The sequence below is a fragment of the Pseudomonas canadensis genome (assembly GCF_000503215.1).
In the GTDB taxonomy this organism is placed as follows: domain Bacteria; phylum Pseudomonadota; class Gammaproteobacteria; order Pseudomonadales; family Pseudomonadaceae; genus Aquipseudomonas; species Aquipseudomonas canadensis.
Window position 1 is genome coordinate 43600 of sequence record NZ_AYTD01000005.1, and the last position, 21422, is coordinate 65021.

Consider the following 21422-nt stretch of genomic DNA (forward strand, 5'->3'; position numbering starts at 1 on the left):
TCAGAACTCTAGCTCGGCACTGAAGTAGAGCACGTGGCGATGGTCATAATTGTTGTCGGCCCAGGTGGTGGGCTGGTTGTCGAGGCGTTCTTGCAACATGCCGGCCAGCTCCACGTTGGCTTTGCCCAGGGCAATGCGCTTGGCGACCCGCAGGTCGACCCGTTCGAAGCGATATTGGTTGAGTGCGTCATCGCCATAGTAGAACAGCGCGCTGGACCAACCCTGGCCCCACTCACGCAACCAGCCGGCGGAGCCACTGTTGCGCGCGGTCTGGGCTTTGTCCAGCGGGTTGCTGGTGCTGGCGTCGACGTAAGCATAGGTGAGCCGCAGGCGGTCGGCGTTGCTCACACGCCAGTCGAATTGGGACTCTGCGCCGGTAAACCGGGCGCTGTTGGCGTTGCTGGCAATGTACTGGTTATTGCGCAGCGGCGAGCTGATCATGTCGGTGATCTCGTCGTAGAACAGTTTCACGTCCATGTTCAGCCCGATGTCGGCAAAGAAGCCGTTGTACCCCAGTTCCCGTGACTTCATCATCTCTTTATCGAGGTTACCTGGGCCCCGGGTCTTTACGAAGTATTGCCCGGTGGTCTGCCCGTAGGCCGGGGAGCTGAGGTTGGTGACGCGGTAGCTCCAGTTGACGTTGTTCTCGAACATGTCCGGCGAGCGGATCGCCTCGGAGTACACCGCACGCAGGCCGTGGCGCGGGTTGATCAGGTAGTTGACCGCCACCCGTGGCGTCAGCGAGTTGCCGCTCAGGTGAGTGTCTTCATACATGGCGCCGCCTTGCAGCAGCCAATGCTCGCTGGCGCGCCATTCCAACTGGCCGAACAGGCGCCAGGTGGTGTCGTCCAACGTGCCGTTGAAGTAAGTGTCGGAGTCGGCGCGGTCATAGCGGTAGTTCATGCCGCTGACCAGGCGCAGGCTGTCGGACAGGCTGAGGGTGTCTTGAATCTCCAGGTCGTAGCGGCTTTCGCGGGTGCTCTGGTCGATGTCGCCGCACACGCTTTGACTGGCACCGTCGCGCCACTGTTGCAGCACTTGGTTGGCCAACGCCTGCTCGGCTGCGCTGCCCGGTGGTGCGCTGCCCTGGCTGTAGGTGTCCATGTGCCGGGCCAGCAGTTCGGCGTAGTTGGGATTCATCTGCCACAACTGGGTCAGCTCGGGGCTGAACGAGACCTTGGCGTCACACGCCTTCCAGATTTGCTGGCGGTCCCACTGCTGGGCGGAGCCCTGGATATACAGACTGTGATCCGGGTTGAAGTCGAAGTTCCAGCGCAGGGAGCCGGCATAATCCTTGGCGGTGACGTCGGAATTGTTACCGCCCTCGGTAATCCCGGCGAAGACCGGGCTGTAGGTATACGGTCGCTGGTTTGTGCCTTCTTTCGCATCCAGTTGCAAGTCGATGCTTTGCTGCGTGTTCAGCGTCTGGCTGATCGCCAGGCTGAAGCGGCTGAGGCGGCGGCTGTCACGACGGTCGGCCCCGGATGCATCGCTGTCGAAACCGTCGTCTTGCTGCCCGGACAGGGACAGGCGCAAGTCACCGGTTTCCCAGCCTGCGCCCTGGCTGGCATAGAAATCATTGATGCCGCGTTCGCCACGCACCACTTTTACCCGCGTGCCGTGGCTGTTGGCCGGCGAGCGCGTAAGAATGTTCACCACCGCCATCAAGGCATTGGCGCCGTAGCTGACGGTATTGGGGCCACGGAATACTTCGATGCGCTCGATATCCTCCATGGCCACCGGAATGTCGCTCCAGTCCACGGTGGCCAGGCCCGCGCGGTACACCGAGCGGCCGTCGATCAACACCTGCATGCGCCGCGCATCGCTGGCACTGGTGCCGTGGTAGTTCACCGCCGCCTGATTGCCGCTGGTGTAGCCGACCATCATCCCCGGCACAAGGCGCAGCAACTCACTGATATCCCGCGCGCCACTGGCTTTGATCAGCTCGCTGTCGATCACGGTCATGCTGCCGGGCACGGCGGCGGCCGATTGCTTGAGGCGCGTGGCCGTCAATACCTGGGGCAGCGGCTGGCTGTCGAGGAACAGGTCGTCGGCCATGGCAGGCGTGCAGCACAACAGCATCAGCCACAGAGATGAACGGGGAGGAGGGCCCAAATACACGGCACGGCCTTGATAATTGCGGATAGCCGCCCATGTTAACTGAGGTGGGGCCTTTTGCCAGTCGCCGGACTTGCAATTACTCCATGTAAATGTGGCATTTTCCGACAAACGCGCGAATTGATACGGGGGCTGGCCGCCAGCGGGTCGGCCCGTATAATGCCGCCATCGCCACTGGTATGGATTAACGGATTGCATATGACTGAACAGCGCCCTATTGCGGTCCTGGGAGGCGGAAGTTTTGGTACCGCCGTGGCAAACCTGCTGGCCGAGAACGGCCACGCTGTGCGCCAGTGGATGCGCGACCCCGAACAGGCCGAGGCCATTCGGGTGCACCGGGAAAATCCGCGTTACCTCAAAGGCATCAAGATTCATCCGGCGGTCGAGCCGGTCACCGACCTGCTCGAAACCCTCACGGCGTGCGACCTGTGCTTCGTCGCGCTGCCCTCCAGCGCCTTGCGCTCGGTGCTGGCGCCCCACGCCGAGCGTCTGGCCGGCAAGTTGCTGGTCAGCCTGACCAAGGGCATCGAGGCACAGACCTTCAAGTTGATGAGCGAAATCCTCGAGGAAATCGCTCCCCAAGCGCGCATTGGCGTGCTGTCCGGGCCGAACCTGGCACGGGAAGTGGCCGAACACGCGTTGACCGCCACCGTAGTCGCCAGTGAAGACGAAGAACTCTGCGAACGTGTCCAGGCCGTGTTGCATGGGCGCACTTTCCGCGTCTATGCCAGCAGCGACCGTTTTGGCGTCGAGCTCGGCGGTGCACTGAAAAACGTCTACGCGATCATCGCCGGCATGGCCGTCGCGCTGGGCATGGGCGAAAACACCAAGAGCATGTTGATCACCCGCGCCCTGGCCGAGATGACCCGCTTTGCGGTGAACCAGGGCGCCAACCCAATGACCTTCCTGGGTCTGGCAGGCGTGGGCGACTTGATCGTCACCTGCTCCTCACCGAAAAGCCGCAACTACCAGGTGGGTTTCGCCCTTGGCCAGGGCCTGAGCCTGGAAGACGCGGTCACGCGCCTGGGCGAAGTCGCCGAAGGGGTCAACACGCTCAAGGTGCTCAAGGCCAAGGCCCAGGAAGTCGGTGTGTATATGCCGCTGGTCGCCGGGTTGCACGCGATCCTGTTTGAAGGGCGCACCTTGGACCAGGTCATCGAGTTGCTGATGCGTGCCGAGCCGAAAACCGATGTCGACTTTATTTCCACCAGTGGTTTCAACTGAGGAACGCGTCATGAACGATCCGAAAGCAGCTCCCAAGTACGAATCCATTGGCCTGCGCATTCTGTGGATGCTGGTGTTTGCCCTGGTGTGGCAAGTGGCGCAGTTCCTGCTCGGCGCGCTGGTGGTGGTGCAGTTGATCTACCGCCTGGTCTACGGCGCCCCGAACCTGGGCCTGATGAACTTTGGCGACAGCCTCAGCCAGTTCCTGGCGCAGATCGGCCGCTTCGGCAGCTTCCACACCGACCAGAAGCCGTGGCCGTTCGCCGACTGGCCGACCCCGCGCGCACCCGAGGGCGAAGCCGCCCACAGCGTGCCGCCGGCGCCACACCCGGTGCGCGATGAAGAGCCGAAACTGTGAAGCTGTGGATCCTGCGCCACGGTGAGGCCGAAGGGCATGCGCGCACCGATGCCGAGCGCAACCTCACCGAGCATGGCCGCGCCGAAGTGTTGCGCAGTGCTGCGCAACTGATCGGCCAGCCCCTCAGCGCGATCATTGCCAGCCCCTATGTGCGGGCGCAGCAGACCGCGCAGCTGGTGCGTGAGGCCTTGGGCTTTGAGCCTGAGATTCGCACAGTGCCGTGGCTGACGCCCGAGGGTAATCCGTCGCAGGTGCTGGAAAAGCTCGACACTGATGACAATGTGCTGCTGGTCAGCCATCAACCGTTGGTGGGCAGCCTGATCAGCTTTCTGCAGCACGGCCACCAGCGCCAGCCGCAGCCGATGCACACCGCCAGCCTGGCGGAACTGGAAGGGGATTTCCCGCTGGCGGGGCTGATGAGCCTGGTCAGTGTGAAGAACCCGTAGGCTTTATCGCGGCTTTGTGTGTGCTATATAGTCAACCAAGCAAGTGCTTGGTTGGCTATCGTCGGACCACAAAGGAGCGCGTCCCATGCCCGTCGCTTTTCGTTTGCCGTTGCAGGTCTTCTTCGAACGTGAAGCGCGACATCCGCGCCAAACCTTTCTGGTGCAGCCGGTCGGTGGTGGCGACGTGCAAAGCCTCACCTGGGACGACGTCGGCCACCAGGCCCGCTGCGCCGCGCACTGGCTGCGCGCCCGGGAGTTGCCTCCCCGCTCGCACATTGCGCTGATTTCGAAAAACTGCGCCCACTGGATCATTGCCGACCTGGCGATCTGGATGGCCGGGCATGTCTCGGTGCCGCTGTATCCCAATCTCACCGCTGATTCTGTCGCCCATGTGCTGACCCATTCCGAGGCGGCGCTGGTGATTATCGGCAAGCTTGATGATTGGCCAGCCATGGCGCCCGGCGTGCCTGCGGATGTGCCGACCATCAGCCTGCCGTTGTGCCCAGCGGGCGAATTCGATTTCAGTTGGGCCGATCTGCAAGCCTGCTCGCCGATCCAGGATGAGCCGGCACCTGCGGCCTCGGACCTGGCCACCATCATTTATACCTCCGGCACTACTGGCCTGCCGAAGGGCGTGATGCACACCTTCGGCGCGTTGGGGTTTGCCGCCACCCGTGGTACGGAGTTGTTTGGCTTGGGTGAGGGCGACCGGTTGTTGTCCTACCTGCCGCTGTGCCATGTGGCGGAGCGGATGTTTGTCGAGATGGCCTCGATCTATACCGGGCAAACCGTGTTTTTCGCCGAAAGCCTGGAGACGTTTCTGACGGACCTGCGTAGGGCACGTCCGACCGCACTGTTTGGCGTGCCGCGTATCTGGACCAAATTCCAGATGGGCGTCTACGCCAAGATTCCCGCAAAGCGCCTGGACACCTTGTTGCGCCTGCCCTTCATCGGTAAGCGTGTGGGCCACAAGGTACTCGCCGGCTTGGGCCTGGACGCGTTGCGTATCGCGCTTTCGGGAGCGGCGCCTGTGCCTGAGGCGTTGCTGCGCTGGTATCAACGCCTGGGCCTGGATGTGCTTGAGGTGTATGGCATGACCGAGAGTTGCGGCTACTCCCATGTCTGCCGCCCCGGCCAGCAGACCCTCGGTTGGATCGGCTTGCCGTGCCCCGGGGTGGAAGTGCGTATCGACCCGACAGGCGAAGTCCAGGTCCGCAGCGGCGCGACCATGCTCGGCTACTACAAGGACCCGCAGAAAACCGCCGAAACCATCACCGCCGAGGGTTTCCTGCGCACGGGCGACAAAGGCGAGCAGGACGCCGAGGGGCGTTTGCGCCTGACCGGACGGCTCAAGGAAATCTTCAAGACCAGCAAAGGCAAATACGTGGCGCCGGCGCCGATTGAAAACCGCTTGGCCGAGCATCCGCGTATCGAGCAGGTGTGCGTGGTGGGTGATGGATTGATCGCGCCGATAGGCTTGTGCGTGTTATCGGCAGTGAGTGAGGACTTGCCAACCCTGCGTGCCAGCCTGGAGCGCTGGCTGGAACAGGTCAACCGGGCGCTGGATAAGCATGAGCGCCTACGCCAATTGGTGGTGGTCAAAGACAGTTGGGCGGTAGAGAACGGCTTCCTGACGCCGACCTTGAAGATCAAGCGCAACGTGATCGAATCGAGTTACGGCGAATATTTCCAGACATGGAGCGAGCGTTCCGAAACCGTTCTGTGGCAGGATTAGGGCCGTAATAAAACCAATAAGGACACTCTCCATGAGCCTGTGGCGCACCCAACCGAATATCGAGCAACTCAACGCAATCCAGAAAAACACCATCGGTGAACTGCTGGACATCCGTTTTGAAAGCTTCGACGACGAATCCCTGACCGCGAGCATGGTGGTCGACCATCGCACCCATCAGCCCTACGGCTTGCTGCATGGCGGCGCTTCGGTGGTGTTGGCCGAGAGCGTCGGCTCCATGGCGGCCTATCTGTGTATCGACCCGAGCAAGTTTTATTGCGTGGGCCTGGAGGTCAACGCCAACCACCTGCGCGGTGTGCGCAGCGGGCGGGTGACAGCGGTGGCCAAGGCCGTCCATATTGGCCGCACTACCCAGGTCTGGGACATCCGCCTGACCAACGATGAGGGCAAGGCCAGTTGCGTGTCGCGCCTGACCATGGCTGTGGTGCCGCTGGGCGAGAACCCGCCGGCACGATAGGTGTGGCGTGAGTGTCATCATTCCTGGCAGTTACAGTCATTGCTGTGCCGGCCGGGCATGGTGACAATCAATCTCTGTTTTTGTAGATGGATCCGGTATGTCGCAGCACGTGTTTTTTGCCCACGCCAATGGTTTCCCCTCGGCCACCTACGGCAAGTTGTTCGCCGCCCTGGCTCCGGAGTACGCGGTGGCTCATCTGCCACAGCACGGTCACGACCCCCGGTTTCCGGTGGACGATAACTGGCAGAACCTGGTGGACGAGCTGATCCACCACCTGGAGCAGCAACCGGAACCGGTGTGGGGCGTGGGCCATTCTCTCGGCGGCGTGTTGCACCTGCACGCGGCCATGCGCTGCCCGCAGTTGTACCGTGGCGTGGTCATGCTGGACTCGCCAGTGCTGACCCGCGCCGACCGTTGGGTGATTCGCGCGGCCAAACGCTTCGGGTTTATCGACCGGCTGACCCCGGCCGGGCGCACCTTGGGCCGTCGGGAAGAATTCAGCGACCTGGACGCCGCGCGCAGCTATTTCTCCGGCAAAACCCTGTTCCGTGGCTTTGACCCCGAATGCTTTGACGCCTACCTGCAACACGGCCTGCTGCAAGTGGGTGATCGCCTGCGGCTGCGTTTCGATCCGGCCACCGAAATCAGCATCTACCGTGGCGTGCCCCACACCAGCCCCGGCCAAGTGCGCCAGTTGAAGGTGCCACTGGCGGTGGTGCGCGGCCGGCAGAGCAGGGTGGTGATGCGTCACCACGCCAGCGGCGTCGGGCGCCTGCCCATGGGCGAAATGCTCACCATGCCCGGCGGCCACATGTTTCCTCTTGAACGGCCCCAAGACACCGCGACGCTGATCAAGAACCTGTTCTCCCGCTGGGAAGCCCGCGAGCGCAACTGCGCATGAGCACCCCGGTTGAAGAGGTGCGCCTGAGCCTGCCCCATATCGAACTGGCGGCCCATTTATTCGGGCCCGAGGACGGTTTGCCGGTGATCGCCCTTCATGGCTGGCTGGACAACGCCAACAGCTTTGCGCGGCTGGCGCCAAAACTTCAGGGGTTGCGCATCGTTGCGCTGGATATGGCTGGGCACGGGCATTCGGCGCATCGTCCTACCGGTGCCGGTTATGCCTTGTGGGATTACGTCTTTGACGTGCTGCAAGTCGCTGAACAACTGGGTTGGAAACGTTTTGCATTACTTGGCCATTCCCTCGGTGCCATCGTGTCCTTGGTGTTGGCCGGCGCGTTGCCGGAGCGTGTGACGCACCTGGGATTGATCGACGGTGTGATCCCGCCGACCGCCAGCGGTGAGAATGCCGCCGAGCGGCTGGGCATGGCCTTGCAGGCGCAATTGAACCTGCAGGACAAGCGCAAGCCGGTCTACAGCACCCTGGATCGCGCGGTCGAGGCACGCATGAAAGGCGTGGTGGCTGTCAGTCGCGAAGCCGCCGAACTGCTGGCGCAGCGCGGTTTGATGCCGGTGCCGGGTGGTTACACTTGGCGTAGCGACAGCCGTTTGACCCTGGCCTCACCGGTTCGCCTGACTGAGGAACAGGCGATGGCTTTCGTGCGACGCGTGAGTTGCCCTACCCAGTTGGTGGTCGCTGCCGACGGCATGCTGGCGAAACATTCCGAATTGCTTTCCCTGTTACCCTTTACCGTAACCACGCTGCCAGGCGGCCACCATTTACACCTGAATGATGAGTCCGGCGCGGTCCTTGTTGCAGACTGTTTCAATCGGTTCTTCTCCGCGCCTTGACTTGGGGCGGTCAACTGCCGAGGCTGGGCGGATTGAAAGGGAGTCAACCATGAACAAACTCAACACCGCTGCGACCTCCGATGGCCAGGGCTCGTTGATCTTATGAGCGTGCGTAAAGGATGTATCCGTATCCTGGGCTTGAGCCTTTTGAGCCCACTGGTATTCGCCGCCGACGTACCGGGCAGCCAGGACTTGCCCACCGTGGCCCGTCAGGTCGACTCGCAAATCGTCGACTACCGTCCCGCCGAAGAAAAAGAACGTATCTACCCCATGGGTGCGATCCGCAAGATCAGCGGCCAACTGCGTTATGAAGGCCAGGCCATCGCCCGCGGCCAGACCACCGCCGTCACCTATGAACTGCCCGCCGAACACAGCTCCAACGCCGCGTTCAAGGCCACGCGTGAAGCCTTGCAGGAGAAGGGCGCGCAGTTGTTGTTCTGGTGCCAGGCACGGGATTGCGGTGAAAGCAGCCTGTGGGCCAATGAAGTGTTCGGCAACGCCAAGCTGGTCGGCGCCGACGGCCAGCAGGAATACCTGCTGCTGCGCCTCGCGGCGCCGCAGGAAAACTCCCTGGTGGCGCTGTACGGCATCACCCGTGGCAACCGCCGCGCCTATTTGCATGTGGAGCAATTGGATGCCAACGCGCCGCTGGCCGACCTGCTACCCACCTCGGCAACCCTGCTGCGTGAATTGAAAAGCACCGGCGAACTGGATTTTCCCGCCCTGGGTGGCGAGCCTGACGACACCTGGCTGACCCTGATTTCTCGTGGCCTGAACCTGGATGCCACGTTGCGCGTCAGCCTGACCGGCCCGACCGCCGAAGCCTGGCGCCAGGCGCTGGTCGACAAAGGCGTGCGCGCCGCACGCATGGAAACCGGCACGGGTGACGCCAAGGGCCTGCACCTGCATCTGATACGCTAGGCGTAACAGGGCGAACGGACCCGCGCCGTTCGCCTAAGCTGTCTTCCTACAGTCTTCCTTTCGAGATCCTACATGCTCAATAACGATCGCCTACTGGTGCAAATCCTGCTGCTGGTGCTGTTCGGTGCCAGCTTCTGGGTGATGGCGCCGTTCTGGTCGGCGCTGTTCTGGGGTGCGGTGCTGGCGTTTGCCAGTTGGCCGCTGATGGTCCTGCTGACCCGCTGGCTGGGTGGCCGGGAATCCTTGGCTGCCGGCATCCTGACGTTGGGTTGGATGCTGCTGGTGGCGCTGCCGCTGGTGTGGCTGGGCTTCAACCTTGCGGACCATGTGCGCGATGCAACCGCATTGATCAAGGATATCCAGGTCGACGGCTTGCCGGAAGCGCCTACCTGGCTCGGCTCGATCCCCTTTGTCGGCGAGCGGCTGGTGGGCATGTGGGACAGCATTGATCAGCAGGGGGCAGCGTTGATGGTCAGCATCAAGCCGTACCTGGGGCAGGTCGGCAATTGGTTGCTGGCGCGCAGTGCGCAAATCGGTGGGGGGATTCTGGAACTGACCCTGAGCCTGGTATTCGTGTTCTTTTTCTATCGGGACGGGCCGCGCCTGGCGATGTTCGTGCACCGTCTGCTGGAACGCTTGATCGGCGATCGCGCCGGCTACTACATCGAACTGGTGGCCGGCACGGTGCAACGGGTGGTCAATGGCGTGATCGGCACCGCCGCCGCGCAAGCCCTGCTGGCGTTGATCGGCTTCTGGATCGCCGGCGTGCCGGGTGCGTTGGTGCTGGGCATCGTCACCTTCCTGCTCAGCCTGATCCCTATGGGCCCGCCGCTGGTGTGGATCCCGGCCACGGCCTGGCTGGCCTGGAAGGGCGACTACACCTACGCGGTGTTCCTCGGCGTATGGGGCACGTTCATCATCAGCGGCGTGGACAACGTGCTCAAGCCCTACCTGATCAGCCGTGGCGGCAACCTGCCGCTGGTGATCGTGCTGCTTGGGGTGTTTGGCGGCTTGATCGCCTTTGGGTTCATCGGCCTGTTTATCGGCCCGACCCTGCTGGCGGTGGCCTACAGCCTGTTGATGGATTGGAGCGCGACCCAGGCCCAGGGGCGACGGGAAGACAAACCGCTTTAAGCCCTGGGCAACCACATCACGGCGGTCAAGCCACCGCCGGGGGTTTCTTCCAGGTGCAGCCGACCCCCGAGGCGTTCGGCCGCTTCCTTGGAAATCGTCATGCCCAGGCCGACCCCGCCAGAGTTGCGATTGCGTGAGCCTTCCAGCCGATAGAACGGCTCGAACACCGCCTCACGCTTGTCGGCGGCGATGCCGGGGCCGTGGTCGATCACGCGGATCACCAAGGCCTCGCGGCTGTCCGTCAGCTCGATGCGCGCCGTACCGGCATAGCGCAGGGCATTGTCGATCAGGTTGTTGAGGCACGAACGTAAGGCCATCGGCTGCACCTGCAGCGGCGCGCAGGTGCCGGCGAATTGTACGTCGGAGCCTTGGTCCTGGGCGTTTTCGCTCATGGACTCGACCAACGCTTGCACGTCCAGCCAGTGTCGGGTTTCGCTGGTGCGTTGTTCGTGCAGGTAGCTCAGGGTGGCGTCGAGCATGCCGATCATGTCGTCCAGGTCCTGGCGCATCTGGCTTTGCAACCGGGTGTCTTCGATCTGTTCCAGGCGCAGTTTCAAGCGTGACAGCGGCGTGCGCAGGTCATGGGAGACCGCGCCGAGCATGCGCGCGCGTTGGCTGACCTGTTCGCGGATGCGCCGTTGCATCAGGTTGAAGGTCGACGCGGCTTGCTGTGCTTCACGCGGTCCCGACTCGTCGAGGGGCGGGCTGTCGAGGTCCAGGCTCAAGCGCTCGGCGGCTTCGCTCAGGCGCTGAATCGGCCGGCTCAGCAGCTTGGCGCCGTACCAGGCGGCGATGATCAACGAGATGAACTGGAACGTCAGCGGCACCACCGGGCCGCCAAACCACGGTCGCTTGTGCTTGGGCAGGGGCTTCATCGTGCCGTCAGGCTGTTCGACAAAGGTTTCCTGTGGCGGCGGCGGGGGCGGGCCGTAATAGCGAAACCAGGAGATCGCCAGCACGTGGGCCAGCACAATCGCCACCAGCAACACGCCAAACAGTCGACCGAACAGCGTGTTGAAGGCGTTGCGCATCAACCGATATCCCGCGCATCGAACAGGTAGCCTTCGCCGCGCACGGTCTTGATCAGTTGCGGGGCCTTGGGGTCGTCCCCGAGTTTTTGCCGCAGGCGCGACACCAGCAAGTCGATGCTGCGATCAAAGGCTTCAATGGAGCGGCCACGGGCGGCATCCAACAATTGTTCGCGGCTCAACACCCGGCGCGGGCGCTCGATGAAGACCCACAGTAGGCGGAATTCCGCGTTGGACAGCGGCACCACCAGGCCATCGTCGGCCACCAGTTGGCGCAATACGCTGTTGAGACGCCAATTGTCGAAGCGGATGTTGGCGCGCTGTTCGGTGCGGTCATCGCGCACACGGCGCAGGATGGTCTGGATCCGCGCTACCAGCTCACGCGGCTCGAACGGCTTGGACATATAGTCGTCGGCGCCCAGTTCCAGGCCGATGATGCGGTCCGTCGGCTCGCAGCGGGCGGTGAGCATCAGGATCGGAATGTCCGACTCCGCGCGCAGCCAGCGGCACAGCGAAAGGCCGTCTTCACCGGGCAGCATCAGGTCGAGCACCACCACATCGAAGGTTTCAGCCTGCATGGCCTGGCGCATGGCGGTGCCGTCGGTGACGCCATGCGCCAGGATGCCAAAACGGGCGAGGTAGTCGATCAGCAGTTCGCGGATCGGTACATCGTCGTCAACGATCAGCGCGCGGGTGTTCCAGCGCTTGTCATCGGCGATCACTGTGCCTTTTTGCTCGTCGTTCACAGAGACGGAAGGGGTCTGCATAATGCGATCATCTGCCTGGTCGTTGCGGTCAGCATAGGCGTCCAGCCCCATGGCTGGAAGTGCTGGTCGGTGGGTCGTGCGAGCGAGGCTAGCGGTGGGGCGTGTTGGGGGCATGTCGTGAATGTATCAGCTTTGAAATAATTGCCCGTAAATGCCTGCCCGATAGCGCTTGGTCAGTATTTACCGATCATCGGATCCCGCAACGCCGCCGCTTGCGCTACAATCCGCGCCGATTTCGACTTGCCTGAGAGCCCATTCCAATGTCCGTCTGCCAGACTCCTATCATCGTCGCCCTGGATTACCCCACTCGTGACGCCGCACTGAAGCTGGCTGACCAGTTGGACCCGAAGCTTTGCCGGGTCAAGGTCGGCAAGGAACTGTTCACCAGTTGCGCCGCAGAAATCGTCGGCACCCTGCGTGATAAAGGTTTCGAGGTGTTCCTCGACCTGAAATTCCACGATATCCCGAACACCACCGCCATGGCGGTCAAGGCCGCTGCCGAAATGGGCGTGTGGATGGTCAACGTGCACTGCTCCGGTGGCCTGCGCATGATGAGCGCGTGCCGTGAGGTGCTGGAACAGCGCAGCGGTCCCAAGCCTTTGTTGATCGGCGTGACTGTGCTCACCAGCATGGAACGTGAAGACCTGGCCGGCATCGGTTTGGACATCGAGCCTCAGGAGCAGGTGCTGCGACTGGCGGCCCTGGCGCAGAAAGCCGGTCTCGACGGCCTGGTGTGCTCGGCGCTGGAAGCCCAGGCCTTGAAAACCGCGCACCCGTCGCTGCAACTGGTGACCCCGGGGATTCGTCCGGCGGGCAGTGCCCAGGATGACCAGCGCCGTATCCTGACGCCGCGACAGGCGCTGGACGCGGGTTCCGATTACCTGGTGATTGGCCGTCCGATCAGCCAGGCGGCCGATCCGGCCAAAGCGTTGGCGGCAGTCGTTGCCGAGATCGCCTGAACAACACCCCCTGTAGGAGCCGGCGTGCCGGCGATAGCGGCCTTGAGATCAATGCTCAAGGGCCTCATCGCCGGCAAGCCGGCTCCTACATAAGCTGGGGGTCAGTTGACCTTCAGCACCAACTTGCCGAAATTCTCGCCGTTGAACAGCTTCATCAACGTCTCTGGGAACGTCTCCAGCCCCTCCACGATATCTTCTTTGCTCTTGAGTTTGCCTTGGGCCATCCAGCCGGCCATTTCCTGCCCGGCAGCGGCGAAGCCTGCGGCGTGGTCCATCACTACGAACCCTTCCATGCGCGCGCGATTGACCAGCAGTGACAAGTAGTTGGCCGGACCTTTCACGGCTTCCTTGTTGTTGTACTGGCTGATGGCGCCACAGATGACCACGCGGGCCTTCAGTGCCAGGCGGCTGAGGACGGCGTCGAGAATATCGCCGCCGACGTTATCGAAATACACGTCCACGCCCTTGGGGCACTCGCGCTTGAGGGCAGCGGGCACGTCTTCGCTTTTGTAGTCGATGGCGGCGTCGAAGCCCAATTCATCTATCAGGAACTTGCACTTGTCGGCGCCGCCGGCAATGCCCACCACGCGGCAACCCTTGAGCTTGGCGATCTGCCCGGCAATGCTGCCCACGGCGCCCGCCGCGCCGGAGATCACCACGGTTTCGCCGGCCTTGGGCGCACCCGTTTCCAGCAGCGCAAAGTAGGCGGTCATGCCGGTCATGCCCAGCGCGGACAGATAGCGCGGCAAAGGCGCCAGTTTCGGATCAACCTTGTAGAAGCCACGTGGCTCGCCCAGGAAATAATCCTGCACGCCAAGGGCGCCGTTGACGTAGTCGCCGACAGAGAATTTCGGGTTGTTTGACGCAATCACCTCTCCCACACCCAGTGCGCGCATTACCTCACCGATGCCGACAGGCGGAATGTAGGACTTGCCTTCATTCATCCAGCCGCGCATGGCTGGGTCGAGGGACAGGTATTCGTTGCGCACCAGCACCTGGCCCTCCTGGGGCGTGCCCACCGGGACTTCCTGATAAGTGAAGGTGTCCCGGGTGGCTGCGCCGACCGGGCGCTTGGCGAGCAGGAACTGGCGGTTGGTCTGGGCGGTCATGGCAGCGACTCTTCTGGAAATGAACCTGAAGTGATAGACCTTCAACGGGTAGGGAGCAAGGTTCACCGAGAGCGCGAATGCCGGTCGATAGGTGGTGTTGATAGTTGACCTATGTCTCTTATCACTGCGATCCATGCAGCGCCAACCGGCGGTTTGATAGTGCTGACGCGTCCAAGGCGACGTTGGCTAGACTCGACCCACGGCTATTTTCTCCCACAGGACATCTTCTATGAGCATGACGTTTTCCGGCCAGGTCGCCCTGGTGACCGGCGCCGCTGCCGGTATTGGCCGCGCCACCGCGTTGGCGTTCGCCGCCGAAGGCTTGAAGGTCGTGGTTGCCGACTTGGACGCGGTGGGCGGCGAAGGCACCGTCGCCCTGATCCACCAGGCGGGTGGCGAAGCGCTGTTTGTGCGTTGCAACGTCACGCTGGAGGCGCAAGTGCAGCAATTGATGGCCCAGACCATCGCCGCCTATGGTCGCCTGGACTATGCATTTAATAACGCCGGGATCGAGATCGAAAAGGGCAAGCTGGCCGATGGCAGCCTGGATGAGTTCGACGCAATCATGGGCGTTAACGTCAAAGGCGTGTGGTTGTGCATGAAGCACCAGTTGCCGCTGTTGTTGGCCCAGGGCGGCGGCGCCATTGTCAACACCGCCTCGGTCGCGGGCCTGGGGGCTGCGCCGAAGATGAGCATTTATGCGGCCTCCAAACATGCGGTGATCGGCCTGACCAAATCGGCGGCCATCGAGTATGCGAAGAAGAAAATCCGCGTCAACGCAGTCTGCCCGGCGGTGATCGATACCGATATGTTCCGGCGCGCCTATGAGGCCGACCCACGCAAGGCTGAATTTGCCGCCGCCATGCACCCGGTCGGGCGCATCGGCAAGGTCGAGGAAATCGCCAGCGCGGTCCTATACCTGTGCAGTGATGGCGCCGCATTTACCACAGGCCAAGCTTTGGCGGTGGACGGTGGTGCGACCGCTATCTAGGACCTCACGCCGCCCTTCATTCGAAAAGGTTTGGGGGGGTGTGGGGCGTTTCCATAGCTGGCACCGTGCCCTGTCAGAATGTGTATCAATAGGTAAATAATTCAATAAAATCAATACTTTAATAAGACTTGGCGCGCGGTCGAAATGCGCTTCTGTGCTTAACTGTTCTGGGTTGAATATCAGTCAGTTGAAGTGAGTGGCGCATGGATTTAGGGATCGATCGACAAGCCCTTGTACCGGTGGTGCAGCAAATTATCAGCGCTGTGGCGCAATGGATTCGCATGAGTGGGGTGAGCCCCGGCACACGCTTACCGTCCGTTCGACAGGTGGCCCTCGATAACCTGCTCAGCCAATCCAGCGTGATCGAGGCGTTCGAGCGGATGGTCGCCCAGGGATTGCTGGTTTCCAAGCACGGTTCGGGTTTCAGCGTGGCCCAGCCGTCAACGTTGTATGAGGGCCAGTGGTATGAAGGCGCGGAGCGGGAGTGGGGCGCCTTCGTCGATAGTCCGCTGGGCGAGTTGAAGCTGGGCTGCGGTTGGTTGCCCGATGCCTGGCGTGAAAGCGATGACATCAGTTACGCGATTCGTGAAGTCACTCGAACCGACACCGCCGGCCTGTTCAATTACAGCACGCCATTGGGGTTGCCGGCGCTGCGCGAGCAAGTGTTCAAGCGTCTGAGTCGAATCCACATTGCCGCCCACCAGGACCGTATCCTCATCACAGCGGGCGCGAGCCATGCCCAGGACCTGCTGATACGCACGTTGCTCAAGGCCGGCGACTGCGTGGTGGTCGAAACACCCGGGTACGGCAACCTCTATTGGCAATTAGGCTTCCACGGCGTGCAATTGCTGCAAGTGCCGCGAACGCCTGGTGGCCCTGACATTCCGGCGCTGGAAGCGCTGCTGCAGCAGCATCGGCCCAAGTGCCTATTCGTCAACAGCCTGTATCACAATCCCACCGGCTCCAGCTTGAGTCGTACCGTGGGCGAGCGTTTGCTGGCGCTGGCGCAGCGCGACAACTTCCTGATCATCGAAGAGGATGTCCTCGGCGACCTGCAGCACCCCAGTTGTACGCGCCTTTCGGCGTTACCCCATGATGATCGGGTGATCTACGTCGCCAGCTTTTCCAAGACCTTGAGCAGTGCCTTGCGCGTGGGTTACCTGAGTGCCAGCGCCGCGATCATCGCGCAGTTGGCCAGCCTCAAGACCCTGACCGGTTTTGGCACCTCACGCTTCGCCGAATCGGTGGTGGCCACGCTGCTGGCTAATGGCACTTATCGCAAATGGGTACAGCGCTTGCGCAAGCGGCTGAATACGCAAATGACGGCTACGCTGCAGGTGCTGGAGGACGAGGAGTGGGAGGTGTTCGCCGCACCTGCTGGCGGCATGTTTTTGTGGGCGCGACCAAGGGCAGGCGATCCATCGCGGTTGCAGGCATGTGCCCGCAGGCTCGGGGTTTTGTTGTCGTCGGGAGCGCTATTCAGTCCAACCAGCGAGCCCAGTGAGTGGTTGCGCATCAACGTGGCCTATGCCGATGATCAACGGGCCTTGGCGTTGTTCCGCGCCATGGGGCCCGCCAGATCGACCTCGACCATTCTGAAAACGACGGGCGTGTAGCTTTTTGCCATTATTGTGGCGCCAACGACTTGTGTTCAGTGCCTTGTGGTTGCGAATCTCGCCTGTGTAAACCGGGCTTGATGGCAACCGCCATTGCAAGAGGATTCAAGTGCAATGATTTCGGCCGTGCAACGACAATTCGCCAACCTCGGTATGGCGAAAAAACTGGGCTTGGGTTTCACCCTGGTATTGCTGCTGACGGCCTTGGTCGCGGCGATCGGTGTGTGGTCCCTGCAAACCGTTGGCCAGCGTTTCGAAGGGCTCAAGGCCATGTCGTCGCTTAACAGCGGCTTGCTCAAGGTGCGCCTGATCGAGCAGGACTACGCGTTGCATGCCGACCCCAAGGCCGTTGACGCCCTGCACGAAAGCGTCGATGCCCTGGCGGCTCTCGCGACCAGTCTCAAGTCCCAGTCGGCGGCCAACGTGCCGGTGATGACCGATGTCGAACAGGCCTTGGAGGCCTACCGCAAGGCGTTCGATGAGTTTGTCGAATTGACCCAGACCAAAGACCTGGCGTTGGAAATGGCCAGTTGGTCGGTGTCCAGTGTGGCCAATAACCTCGACGTGTTGCAGGCCGGGCTGGCGGACGACGGTGCCTATGGCTTGAAGGAAAGCCAGGGCAAGGAAGGCGCTGAGTTTATCGAGCAGGCGGGGCAGGTCAGCCAGGTGTCGCGCCTGATGCTGCAAGCAATGAATGAAGCCCATGTGCGGCTCGACCAGAGCCGCAAGGCCGATCAAGACGACGCAGAGCAGGGCAAGATCGAGCAGGCTGACCAGGCTCTTGCCCAGGTCGAGCAACTGAAGACCTCAGTCAAGGACTCCGGCTACCAGACCGTGCTCAATGAAGTTTCCGGGCATATCGCCGCGTTCAGTGAAAAACTCGGCGAGTACACCGGGCTGCTGGCCCAGGAAAAGGTGGTCTACAAGCAGCTGCATGATAGGGCGGAACAGGTCGTCAGCCGGGTCAACCAGGCCTACGACGCCGAAGACCAGTCGATGCAGGCGCAGTTGAAGAAAAGCGCAATGCTGATCATCGGCTCTTCGGCCTTGGCGTTGTTGGTGGGTTTGATTGCGGCCTGGGTGATCACCCGCTTGATCGTCGCGCCGCTGCGCAGCGTGATTGCCGTGGCCCAGCAGATTGCCGCCGGCGATTTGAGCGGGCGCATGGAGGTCAGCCGTCGTGATGAAATCGGCCAGTTGATGCAGGCGATGCAACAGATGGGTAATGGCCTGAGCCAAATGGTCAGAGGCCTGCAAGCCGGTATCGAGCAACTGGCCAGTTCGGCGCATTCATTGTCCAGTGTCACCGAGCAGACCAACGTCGAGGTCAGCAGCCAGAAAGAAGAAACCGAACAGGTCGCCACGGCGATGAACCAGATGACTGCCACCGTGCACGACGTGGCTCGCAACGCCGAAGAGGCCGCGCAAGCCGCACAGACGGCAGATGATAAAGTCGACAGCGGCCAACAGGTGGTGCGCCAGAGTTTGCAGCGCATTGAATTGCTGGCCACATCCAGCACCTCTGCCAGCGCCAGCATCGAGAGCCTGAGCGCTGAAATTCAAAATATCGGCACCGTGTTGAGTGTGATCAAAAGCGTGGCCGAACAGACCAACCTGCTGGCCCTTAACGCCGCCATCGAAGCCGCCCGCGCCGGCGAGCAGGGCCGAGGTTTTGCGGTGGTCGCCGATGAAGTACGGGCCTTGGCCAAGCGTACCCAGCAATCCACCGAGGAGATCGAACGACTGGTCAGCACCTTGCGCAGCGCTGCGCAATCATCTGTGCAGCAGATCCAGCAAAGCGGGGAGTTGGTGAAGCTGGCGGTAAGCGATGCCCTGGAAACCGAAAGTGCCTTGGGCAGCATCGCAGTGGCAGTGTCGCTGATCCAGCAGATGAACCAGCAGATTGCCGCGGCGGCCGAGGAGCAAAGTTCGGTGGCCGAAGAGATCAATCGCAGCGTCACCAGCATCCGCGCCAGTGCCGATCAGTCGGCGCTGAGCATGCAAGGCAACGCCGCGTCGAGCATTCAACTGGCGCAGTTAGGCGCGGAACTCAAGGGCATGGTGGGGCACTTCCGCCTGTGATCGCCGCGCGTTGGCAACGACCACAGGGGAGGGTGGTCAGGCGTTGTTGGCGAGGAAGGTCAGCAGGGCTTCGTTGACGAAGTCCGGGTTTTCCCTGGCGCTGATATGGCCGGCTTCGGGAATCAGGATCAGGCTGCAACCGATCAGGCCCGCCATCTCCTTGGACTCGGCGGGAGGGCGCGGTTTGTCCTGCTCGCCGCACATCAGCAACGTGGTGTCGGCGTCCAGTCGCGGCAGTTGCTTCAGTACGTTTTCGCGACTGAAGATCAATCGACCCAAGGGCACGATGCTCTGCAACAGACGTTCTTTCGAGTAACCCTGCAGTTGCCGGCGGAAATCCTGGTACAGCGCTGATTCGCGGTCGATACCCGGACGGAAGAAGATCGGCGCGACCACATCCAGCAACGGCTCGGGGATGGCACCGGCGTCTTCAATCATCTTGAACAGCGAGAAGTAATACTGGCGCGTGGCCTCGGGCTCGGCGCCCAGGTAGGTGTCCATCAGCACCAAGCTGTTGATCCGCTCGGGCGCCAGCAGTGCCAGGCGTGCGCCCCACATCCCGCCGACCGAGAGCCCCACCAGGTTGATCGCTGGGATATCCAGCTGGTCGAGCAGGGCCAGGGCTTGGCGCGCGAGGTCGTCCAGGGAATGGGTTTGCGCGGGCAATGCACCGGATTCACCATGGCCCCACAGCTCGGGCACGATCACACGGTATTGTTGCGACAGCGCTTCGATCTGCGGCGCCCACATGTCGGCGTCCCACAGGTAGCTTGAGCCCAGCAGTACGACCGGGCCGGTGCCCTGGTCCAAGTAGTGCAGCGGTTGTCCATCAATGACGGCGACAGGCATAACAGGCCTCTGACTTCACGGAGTAAGGGGCACTTTTTTACGCTAGTCGGGGGCGGGGGGATAGATGCAAAGTGATGGCATCTTGTGAAGCGGTAGGTTGTTTGTACAGACCTGGTCTTGTAGTGAGCGGGCTTGCCCCGCACTGGGCTGCGTAGCAGCCCCAATAAAAACCCCTCGTTCTGGCAGACAGATCGGGGGGTTAGGTTTTAGGGCCGCTGCGCAGCCCAGCGCGGAGCAAGCCCGCTCACCACAGGCCCGCCCAACTACCGCGCAATCAGTCGTAGATGACTTTCTTCTTCCACTCGGCGTCGGCATCCACCACTTTGAGGCCTTCGGTCAGTTCGTTGACCTCGTCTTCGGCGGGCTTGCTGTTGGTCAGCACCGTGGAGTTGGCGCGGGCAAGCTGGGCTTCCAGTTGTTGCAGCTGTGCGCTGTAGATCACTGGCTCCGGCTGTTTACGCAGGTATTGCACGCCACGCTCGAACGCCAGGCGTGCCTGGCCCGGCTGGCCTTGTTGCAAGGCGTGCTGGCCGAGGTTGTTGAAGAACTCGATGTGCAGCAACACCAGGATATGGCGGATTTCCCGGATCCAGTGCTTGGCCTCGTTGGCCGGCAGGAAACCGTCCTGGGCGGCGCGTGTGACCTGGCCGTGCAGGGCTTCGAGCAGGAAGCGCACATCCTTTGCCTTGGCTTCGGTCTGGATCGGCGCGGGCGGATTGTTCACCGGGATCGATTCGCCTTGGGCCACCAGCGTATTCAGCTCGGCGATGCGAGCCTTGAGCGGTGCGCTGCCTTTGTTGAGGTTCAACAGGCGCTGGTTGACGTTGAGTTCCAGGCGGGTCATCAACAGTTTGAGCGCCGGGGTCATCAACTGGCCGGGGAAGGTCTCGGTGATTTCACCGCAGCGACGCAGGCGATCGTTAAGCTCGATCTCGGTGCGCTTCTTTTCCAGCTTGTTGTTTTCCACCACGTGGTTCATGTAGCCAATGGCGATCAGTATTACGATCCCGGCTATTACCAGCAGGGTGATCATGAGTGGTGTCACCGGTGTGACCTCTTTATAGGGTTTACAGTGGAGTGTAGTGACTGGGCCATCCGGCGGATAGGACTGATCGACCAGTTGCCCGGGTAGTTTGCTTCTATATATAGATAGGCGCTCCCTGCATGGATGCACATTGCCATCATTTGCTGGAGCGAACTATAGCGTCTTGTCGGGCGCCAGAATATAGGCGTCAAAGCCCGGACACGCACAATTCGCCTTCAGGCCCTGAAAGCAGGTCGAAGTCATTGATTTTAATAAATTTATCCTTGGGGGTTGACGACCTTTCAATCCATCCATAGAATGCGCGCCACTTAACGCGTAAAGCACACAGCGAAACGCAGCTAAGTAGTGAATGTTGTACGTGTGTCCCCTTCGTCTAGTGGCCTAGGACACCGCCCTTTCACGGCGGTAACAGGGGTTCGAGTCCCCTAGGGGACGCCAATATGCGGGAATAGCTCAGTTGGTAGAGCACGACCTTGCCAAGGTCGGGGTCGCGAGTTCGAGTCTCGTTTCCCGCTCCAAGTTTAAGCAGTGTGGCTCTCGGGCGGCACTGAGTGAAACCAGGGCATGATCTTCGGATCTAACCTCTGGACACTGAAATACACACCATGTGTTTCAGTTGTGTGTCCCCTTCGTCTAGTGGCCTAGGACACCGCCCTTTCACGGCGGTAACAGGGGTTCGAGTCCCCTAGGGGACGCCATTTGCGGGAATAGCTCAGTTGGTAGAGCACGACCTTGCCAAGGTCGGGGTCGCGAGTTCGAGTCTCGTTTCCCGCTCCAATTTAAGCAGTGTGGCCTTCGGGCGGCACTGAGTGA

The 21422-nt window shown here is 61.8% G+C and carries 19 protein-coding genes, 4 tRNA genes and 1 pseudogene; 18 read left to right on the plus strand and 6 right to left on the minus strand.

Annotated features, from left to right (window positions below; all coding sequences use genetic code 11):
• Positions 1-2121, minus strand: coding sequence for a TonB-dependent receptor plug domain-containing protein (locus tag U367_RS0103660; RefSeq protein WP_317135396.1), 2121 nt, complete (start codon positions 2119-2121; stop codon positions 1-3).
• 195 nt (positions 2122-2316) lie between these two features.
• On the opposite strand from U367_RS0103660, the gene U367_RS0103665 reads away from it, so the two are divergent.
• The 9 genes from U367_RS0103665 (at position 2317) to U367_RS0103705 (ending at position 10163) form a co-directional block, all read left to right on the plus strand.
• Positions 2317-3342: an NAD(P)H-dependent glycerol-3-phosphate dehydrogenase gene (locus tag U367_RS0103665; protein WP_028615728.1), complete on the plus strand. Its 1026-nt coding sequence runs from the start codon at positions 2317-2319 to the stop codon at positions 3340-3342.
• 10 nt (positions 3343-3352) lie between these two features.
• The gene (locus tag U367_RS0103670; RefSeq protein ID WP_028615729.1) at positions 3353-3700 is read left to right on the plus strand and encodes a DUF4389 domain-containing protein; all 348 of its coding nucleotides are present in this window, start codon (positions 3353-3355) and stop codon (positions 3698-3700) included.
• Positions 3697-4146 (plus strand): phosphohistidine phosphatase SixA, encoded by a 450-nt coding sequence (sixA, locus tag U367_RS0103675; RefSeq protein WP_028615730.1) that lies wholly within the window; start codon positions 3697-3699, stop codon positions 4144-4146. Before U367_RS0103670 ends, sixA begins: the two co-directional genes overlap by 4 nt.
• Before the next feature lie 85 nt (positions 4147-4231).
• Complete coding sequence (locus tag U367_RS0103680; RefSeq protein ID WP_028615731.1) at positions 4232-5881, plus strand: AMP-binding protein; 1650 nt, start codon at positions 4232-4234, stop codon at positions 5879-5881.
• Positions 5882-5912: 31 nt separating this feature from the next.
• A complete protein-coding gene (locus tag U367_RS0103685; protein WP_028615732.1) occupies positions 5913-6356 on the plus strand; it encodes a hotdog fold thioesterase in 444 nt (147 codons plus the stop codon).
• A gap of 97 nt (positions 6357-6453) precedes the next feature.
• Positions 6454-7257 carry an alpha/beta fold hydrolase gene (locus U367_RS0103690; protein ID WP_028615733.1) on the plus strand — a complete coding sequence of 268 codons (804 nt, stop codon included), beginning with the start codon at positions 6454-6456 and terminating at the stop codon, positions 7255-7257.
• Positions 7254-8108 carry an alpha/beta hydrolase gene (locus tag U367_RS0103695; protein ID WP_028615734.1) on the plus strand — a complete coding sequence of 285 codons (855 nt, stop codon included), beginning with the start codon at positions 7254-7256 and terminating at the stop codon, positions 8106-8108. Before U367_RS0103690 ends, U367_RS0103695 begins: the two co-directional genes overlap by 4 nt.
• Positions 8109-8210: 102 nt before the next feature.
• The gene (locus tag U367_RS0103700) at positions 8211-9029 is read left to right on the plus strand and encodes a DUF4892 domain-containing protein (RefSeq protein WP_028615735.1); all 819 of its coding nucleotides are present in this window, start codon (positions 8211-8213) and stop codon (positions 9027-9029) included.
• Between the two features lie 72 nt (positions 9030-9101).
• Entirely contained in the window at positions 9102-10163 is a 1062-nt protein-coding gene (locus U367_RS0103705) for an AI-2E family transporter (protein WP_016979537.1), read from the plus strand.
• On the opposite strand, the gene U367_RS0103710 is transcribed toward U367_RS0103705, so the two are convergent.
• Entirely contained in the window at positions 10160-11194 is a 1035-nt protein-coding gene (locus U367_RS0103710; protein WP_028615736.1) for a sensor histidine kinase, read from the minus strand. The two genes, U367_RS0103705 and U367_RS0103710, sit on opposite strands and share 4 nt — an antisense overlap.
• A complete protein-coding gene (locus tag U367_RS0103715) occupies positions 11194-11958 on the minus strand; it encodes a response regulator (RefSeq protein WP_032864128.1) in 765 nt (254 codons plus the stop codon). Before U367_RS0103715 ends, U367_RS0103710 begins: the two co-directional genes overlap by 1 nt.
• Before the next feature lie 260 nt (positions 11959-12218).
• On the opposite strand from U367_RS0103715, the gene pyrF reads away from it, so the two are divergent.
• Positions 12219-12917, plus strand: a complete 699-nt coding sequence (pyrF, locus tag U367_RS0103720; RefSeq protein ID WP_010211681.1) for an orotidine-5'-phosphate decarboxylase — start codon at positions 12219-12221, stop codon at positions 12915-12917.
• Positions 12918-13018: 101 nt separating this feature from the next.
• Here the strand turns inward: pyrF and U367_RS0103725 are convergent, their stop codons facing one another.
• On the minus strand, positions 13019-14026 hold the full coding sequence (locus U367_RS0103725; RefSeq protein WP_028615738.1) for an NADP-dependent oxidoreductase: 1008 nt from the start codon (positions 14024-14026) through the stop codon (positions 13019-13021).
• Between the two features lie 229 nt (positions 14027-14255).
• Here U367_RS0103725 and U367_RS0103730 point away from each other — a divergent pair, with 229 nt between their 5' ends.
• From U367_RS0103730 to U367_RS1000000132675, 4 genes and pseudogenes are all read left to right on the plus strand, one after another.
• Positions 14256-15017, plus strand: a complete 762-nt coding sequence (locus U367_RS0103730) for an SDR family oxidoreductase (protein WP_028615739.1) — start codon at positions 14256-14258, stop codon at positions 15015-15017.
• A 203-nt stretch (positions 15018-15220) separates the two neighbouring features.
• Positions 15221-16633, plus strand: a complete 1413-nt coding sequence (locus U367_RS0103735; protein WP_028615740.1) for an aminotransferase-like domain-containing protein — start codon at positions 15221-15223, stop codon at positions 16631-16633.
• Positions 16634-17656: 1023 nt separating this feature from the next.
• A pseudogene (locus tag U367_RS1000000132670) lies at positions 17657-17857 on the plus strand (HAMP domain-containing protein); the annotation flags it as partial.
• Between the two features lie 15 nt (positions 17858-17872).
• A complete protein-coding gene (locus U367_RS1000000132675; protein WP_372514802.1) occupies positions 17873-18715 on the plus strand; it encodes a methyl-accepting chemotaxis protein in 843 nt (280 codons plus the stop codon).
• A 36-nt stretch (positions 18716-18751) separates the two neighbouring features.
• Here the strand turns inward: U367_RS1000000132675 and U367_RS0103745 are convergent, their stop codons facing one another.
• A complete protein-coding gene (locus tag U367_RS0103745) occupies positions 18752-19564 on the minus strand; it encodes an alpha/beta fold hydrolase (protein WP_028615742.1) in 813 nt (270 codons plus the stop codon).
• A gap of 274 nt (positions 19565-19838) precedes the next feature.
• Positions 19839-20609 carry a hypothetical protein gene (locus U367_RS0103750; protein ID WP_028615743.1) on the minus strand — a complete coding sequence of 257 codons (771 nt, stop codon included), beginning with the start codon at positions 20607-20609 and terminating at the stop codon, positions 19839-19841.
• Positions 20610-20971: 362 nt separating this feature from the next.
• Between U367_RS0103750 and U367_RS0103755 the strand changes: the two genes are divergently transcribed.
• The 4 genes from U367_RS0103755 to U367_RS0103770 all read left to right on the plus strand — a co-directional run bounded on the left by U367_RS0103755 (position 20972) and on the right by U367_RS0103770 (position 21386).
• Positions 20972-21047: transfer RNA gene (locus U367_RS0103755), tRNA-Glu, on the plus strand.
• 4 nt (positions 21048-21051) lie between these two features.
• Positions 21052-21127, plus strand: a tRNA-Gly gene (locus U367_RS0103760).
• A gap of 104 nt (positions 21128-21231) precedes the next feature.
• A tRNA-Glu gene (locus tag U367_RS0103765) sits at positions 21232-21307 on the plus strand.
• 3 nt (positions 21308-21310) lie between these two features.
• Positions 21311-21386: transfer RNA gene (locus U367_RS0103770), tRNA-Gly, on the plus strand.
• The last annotated feature ends 36 nt before the right edge of the window (positions 21387-21422 follow it).

Excerpts from the sequence above, each read along its gene's own strand:
- U367_RS0103665 (WP_028615728.1), top strand. The coding sequence starts at position 2,317 with ATGACTGAACAGCGCCCTATTGCGGTCCTGGGAGGCGGAAGTTTTGGT.
- U367_RS0103670 (WP_028615729.1), top strand. The coding sequence starts at position 3,353 with ATGAACGATCCGAAAGCAGCTCCCAAGTACGAATCCATTGGCCTGCGC.
- U367_RS0103680 (WP_028615731.1), top strand. The coding sequence starts at position 4,232 with ATGCCCGTCGCTTTTCGTTTGCCGTTGCAGGTCTTCTTCGAACGTGAA.
- U367_RS0103685 (WP_028615732.1), top strand. The coding sequence starts at position 5,913 with ATGAGCCTGTGGCGCACCCAACCGAATATCGAGCAACTCAACGCAATC.
- U367_RS0103690 (WP_028615733.1), top strand. The coding sequence starts at position 6,454 with ATGTCGCAGCACGTGTTTTTTGCCCACGCCAATGGTTTCCCCTCGGCC.
- U367_RS0103695 (WP_028615734.1), top strand. The coding sequence starts at position 7,254 with ATGAGCACCCCGGTTGAAGAGGTGCGCCTGAGCCTGCCCCATATCGAA.
- U367_RS0103700 (WP_028615735.1), top strand. The coding sequence starts at position 8,211 with ATGAGCGTGCGTAAAGGATGTATCCGTATCCTGGGCTTGAGCCTTTTG.
- U367_RS0103705 (WP_016979537.1), top strand. The coding sequence starts at position 9,102 with ATGCTCAATAACGATCGCCTACTGGTGCAAATCCTGCTGCTGGTGCTG.
- U367_RS0103710 (WP_028615736.1), bottom strand. The coding sequence starts at position 11,194 with ATGCGCAACGCCTTCAACACGCTGTTCGGTCGACTGTTTGGCGTGTTG.
- U367_RS0103715 (WP_032864128.1), bottom strand. The coding sequence starts at position 11,958 with ATGCAGACCCCTTCCGTCTCTGTGAACGACGAGCAAAAAGGCACAGTG.
- pyrF (WP_010211681.1), top strand. The coding sequence starts at position 12,219 with ATGTCCGTCTGCCAGACTCCTATCATCGTCGCCCTGGATTACCCCACT.
- U367_RS0103725 (WP_028615738.1), bottom strand. The coding sequence starts at position 14,026 with ATGACCGCCCAGACCAACCGCCAGTTCCTGCTCGCCAAGCGCCCGGTC.
- U367_RS0103730 (WP_028615739.1), top strand. The coding sequence starts at position 14,256 with ATGAGCATGACGTTTTCCGGCCAGGTCGCCCTGGTGACCGGCGCCGCT.
- U367_RS0103735 (WP_028615740.1), top strand. The coding sequence starts at position 15,221 with ATGGATTTAGGGATCGATCGACAAGCCCTTGTACCGGTGGTGCAGCAA.
- U367_RS1000000132675 (WP_372514802.1), top strand. The coding sequence starts at position 17,873 with ATGGTCAGAGGCCTGCAAGCCGGTATCGAGCAACTGGCCAGTTCGGCG.
- U367_RS0103745 (WP_028615742.1), bottom strand. The coding sequence starts at position 19,564 with ATGCCTGTCGCCGTCATTGATGGACAACCGCTGCACTACTTGGACCAG.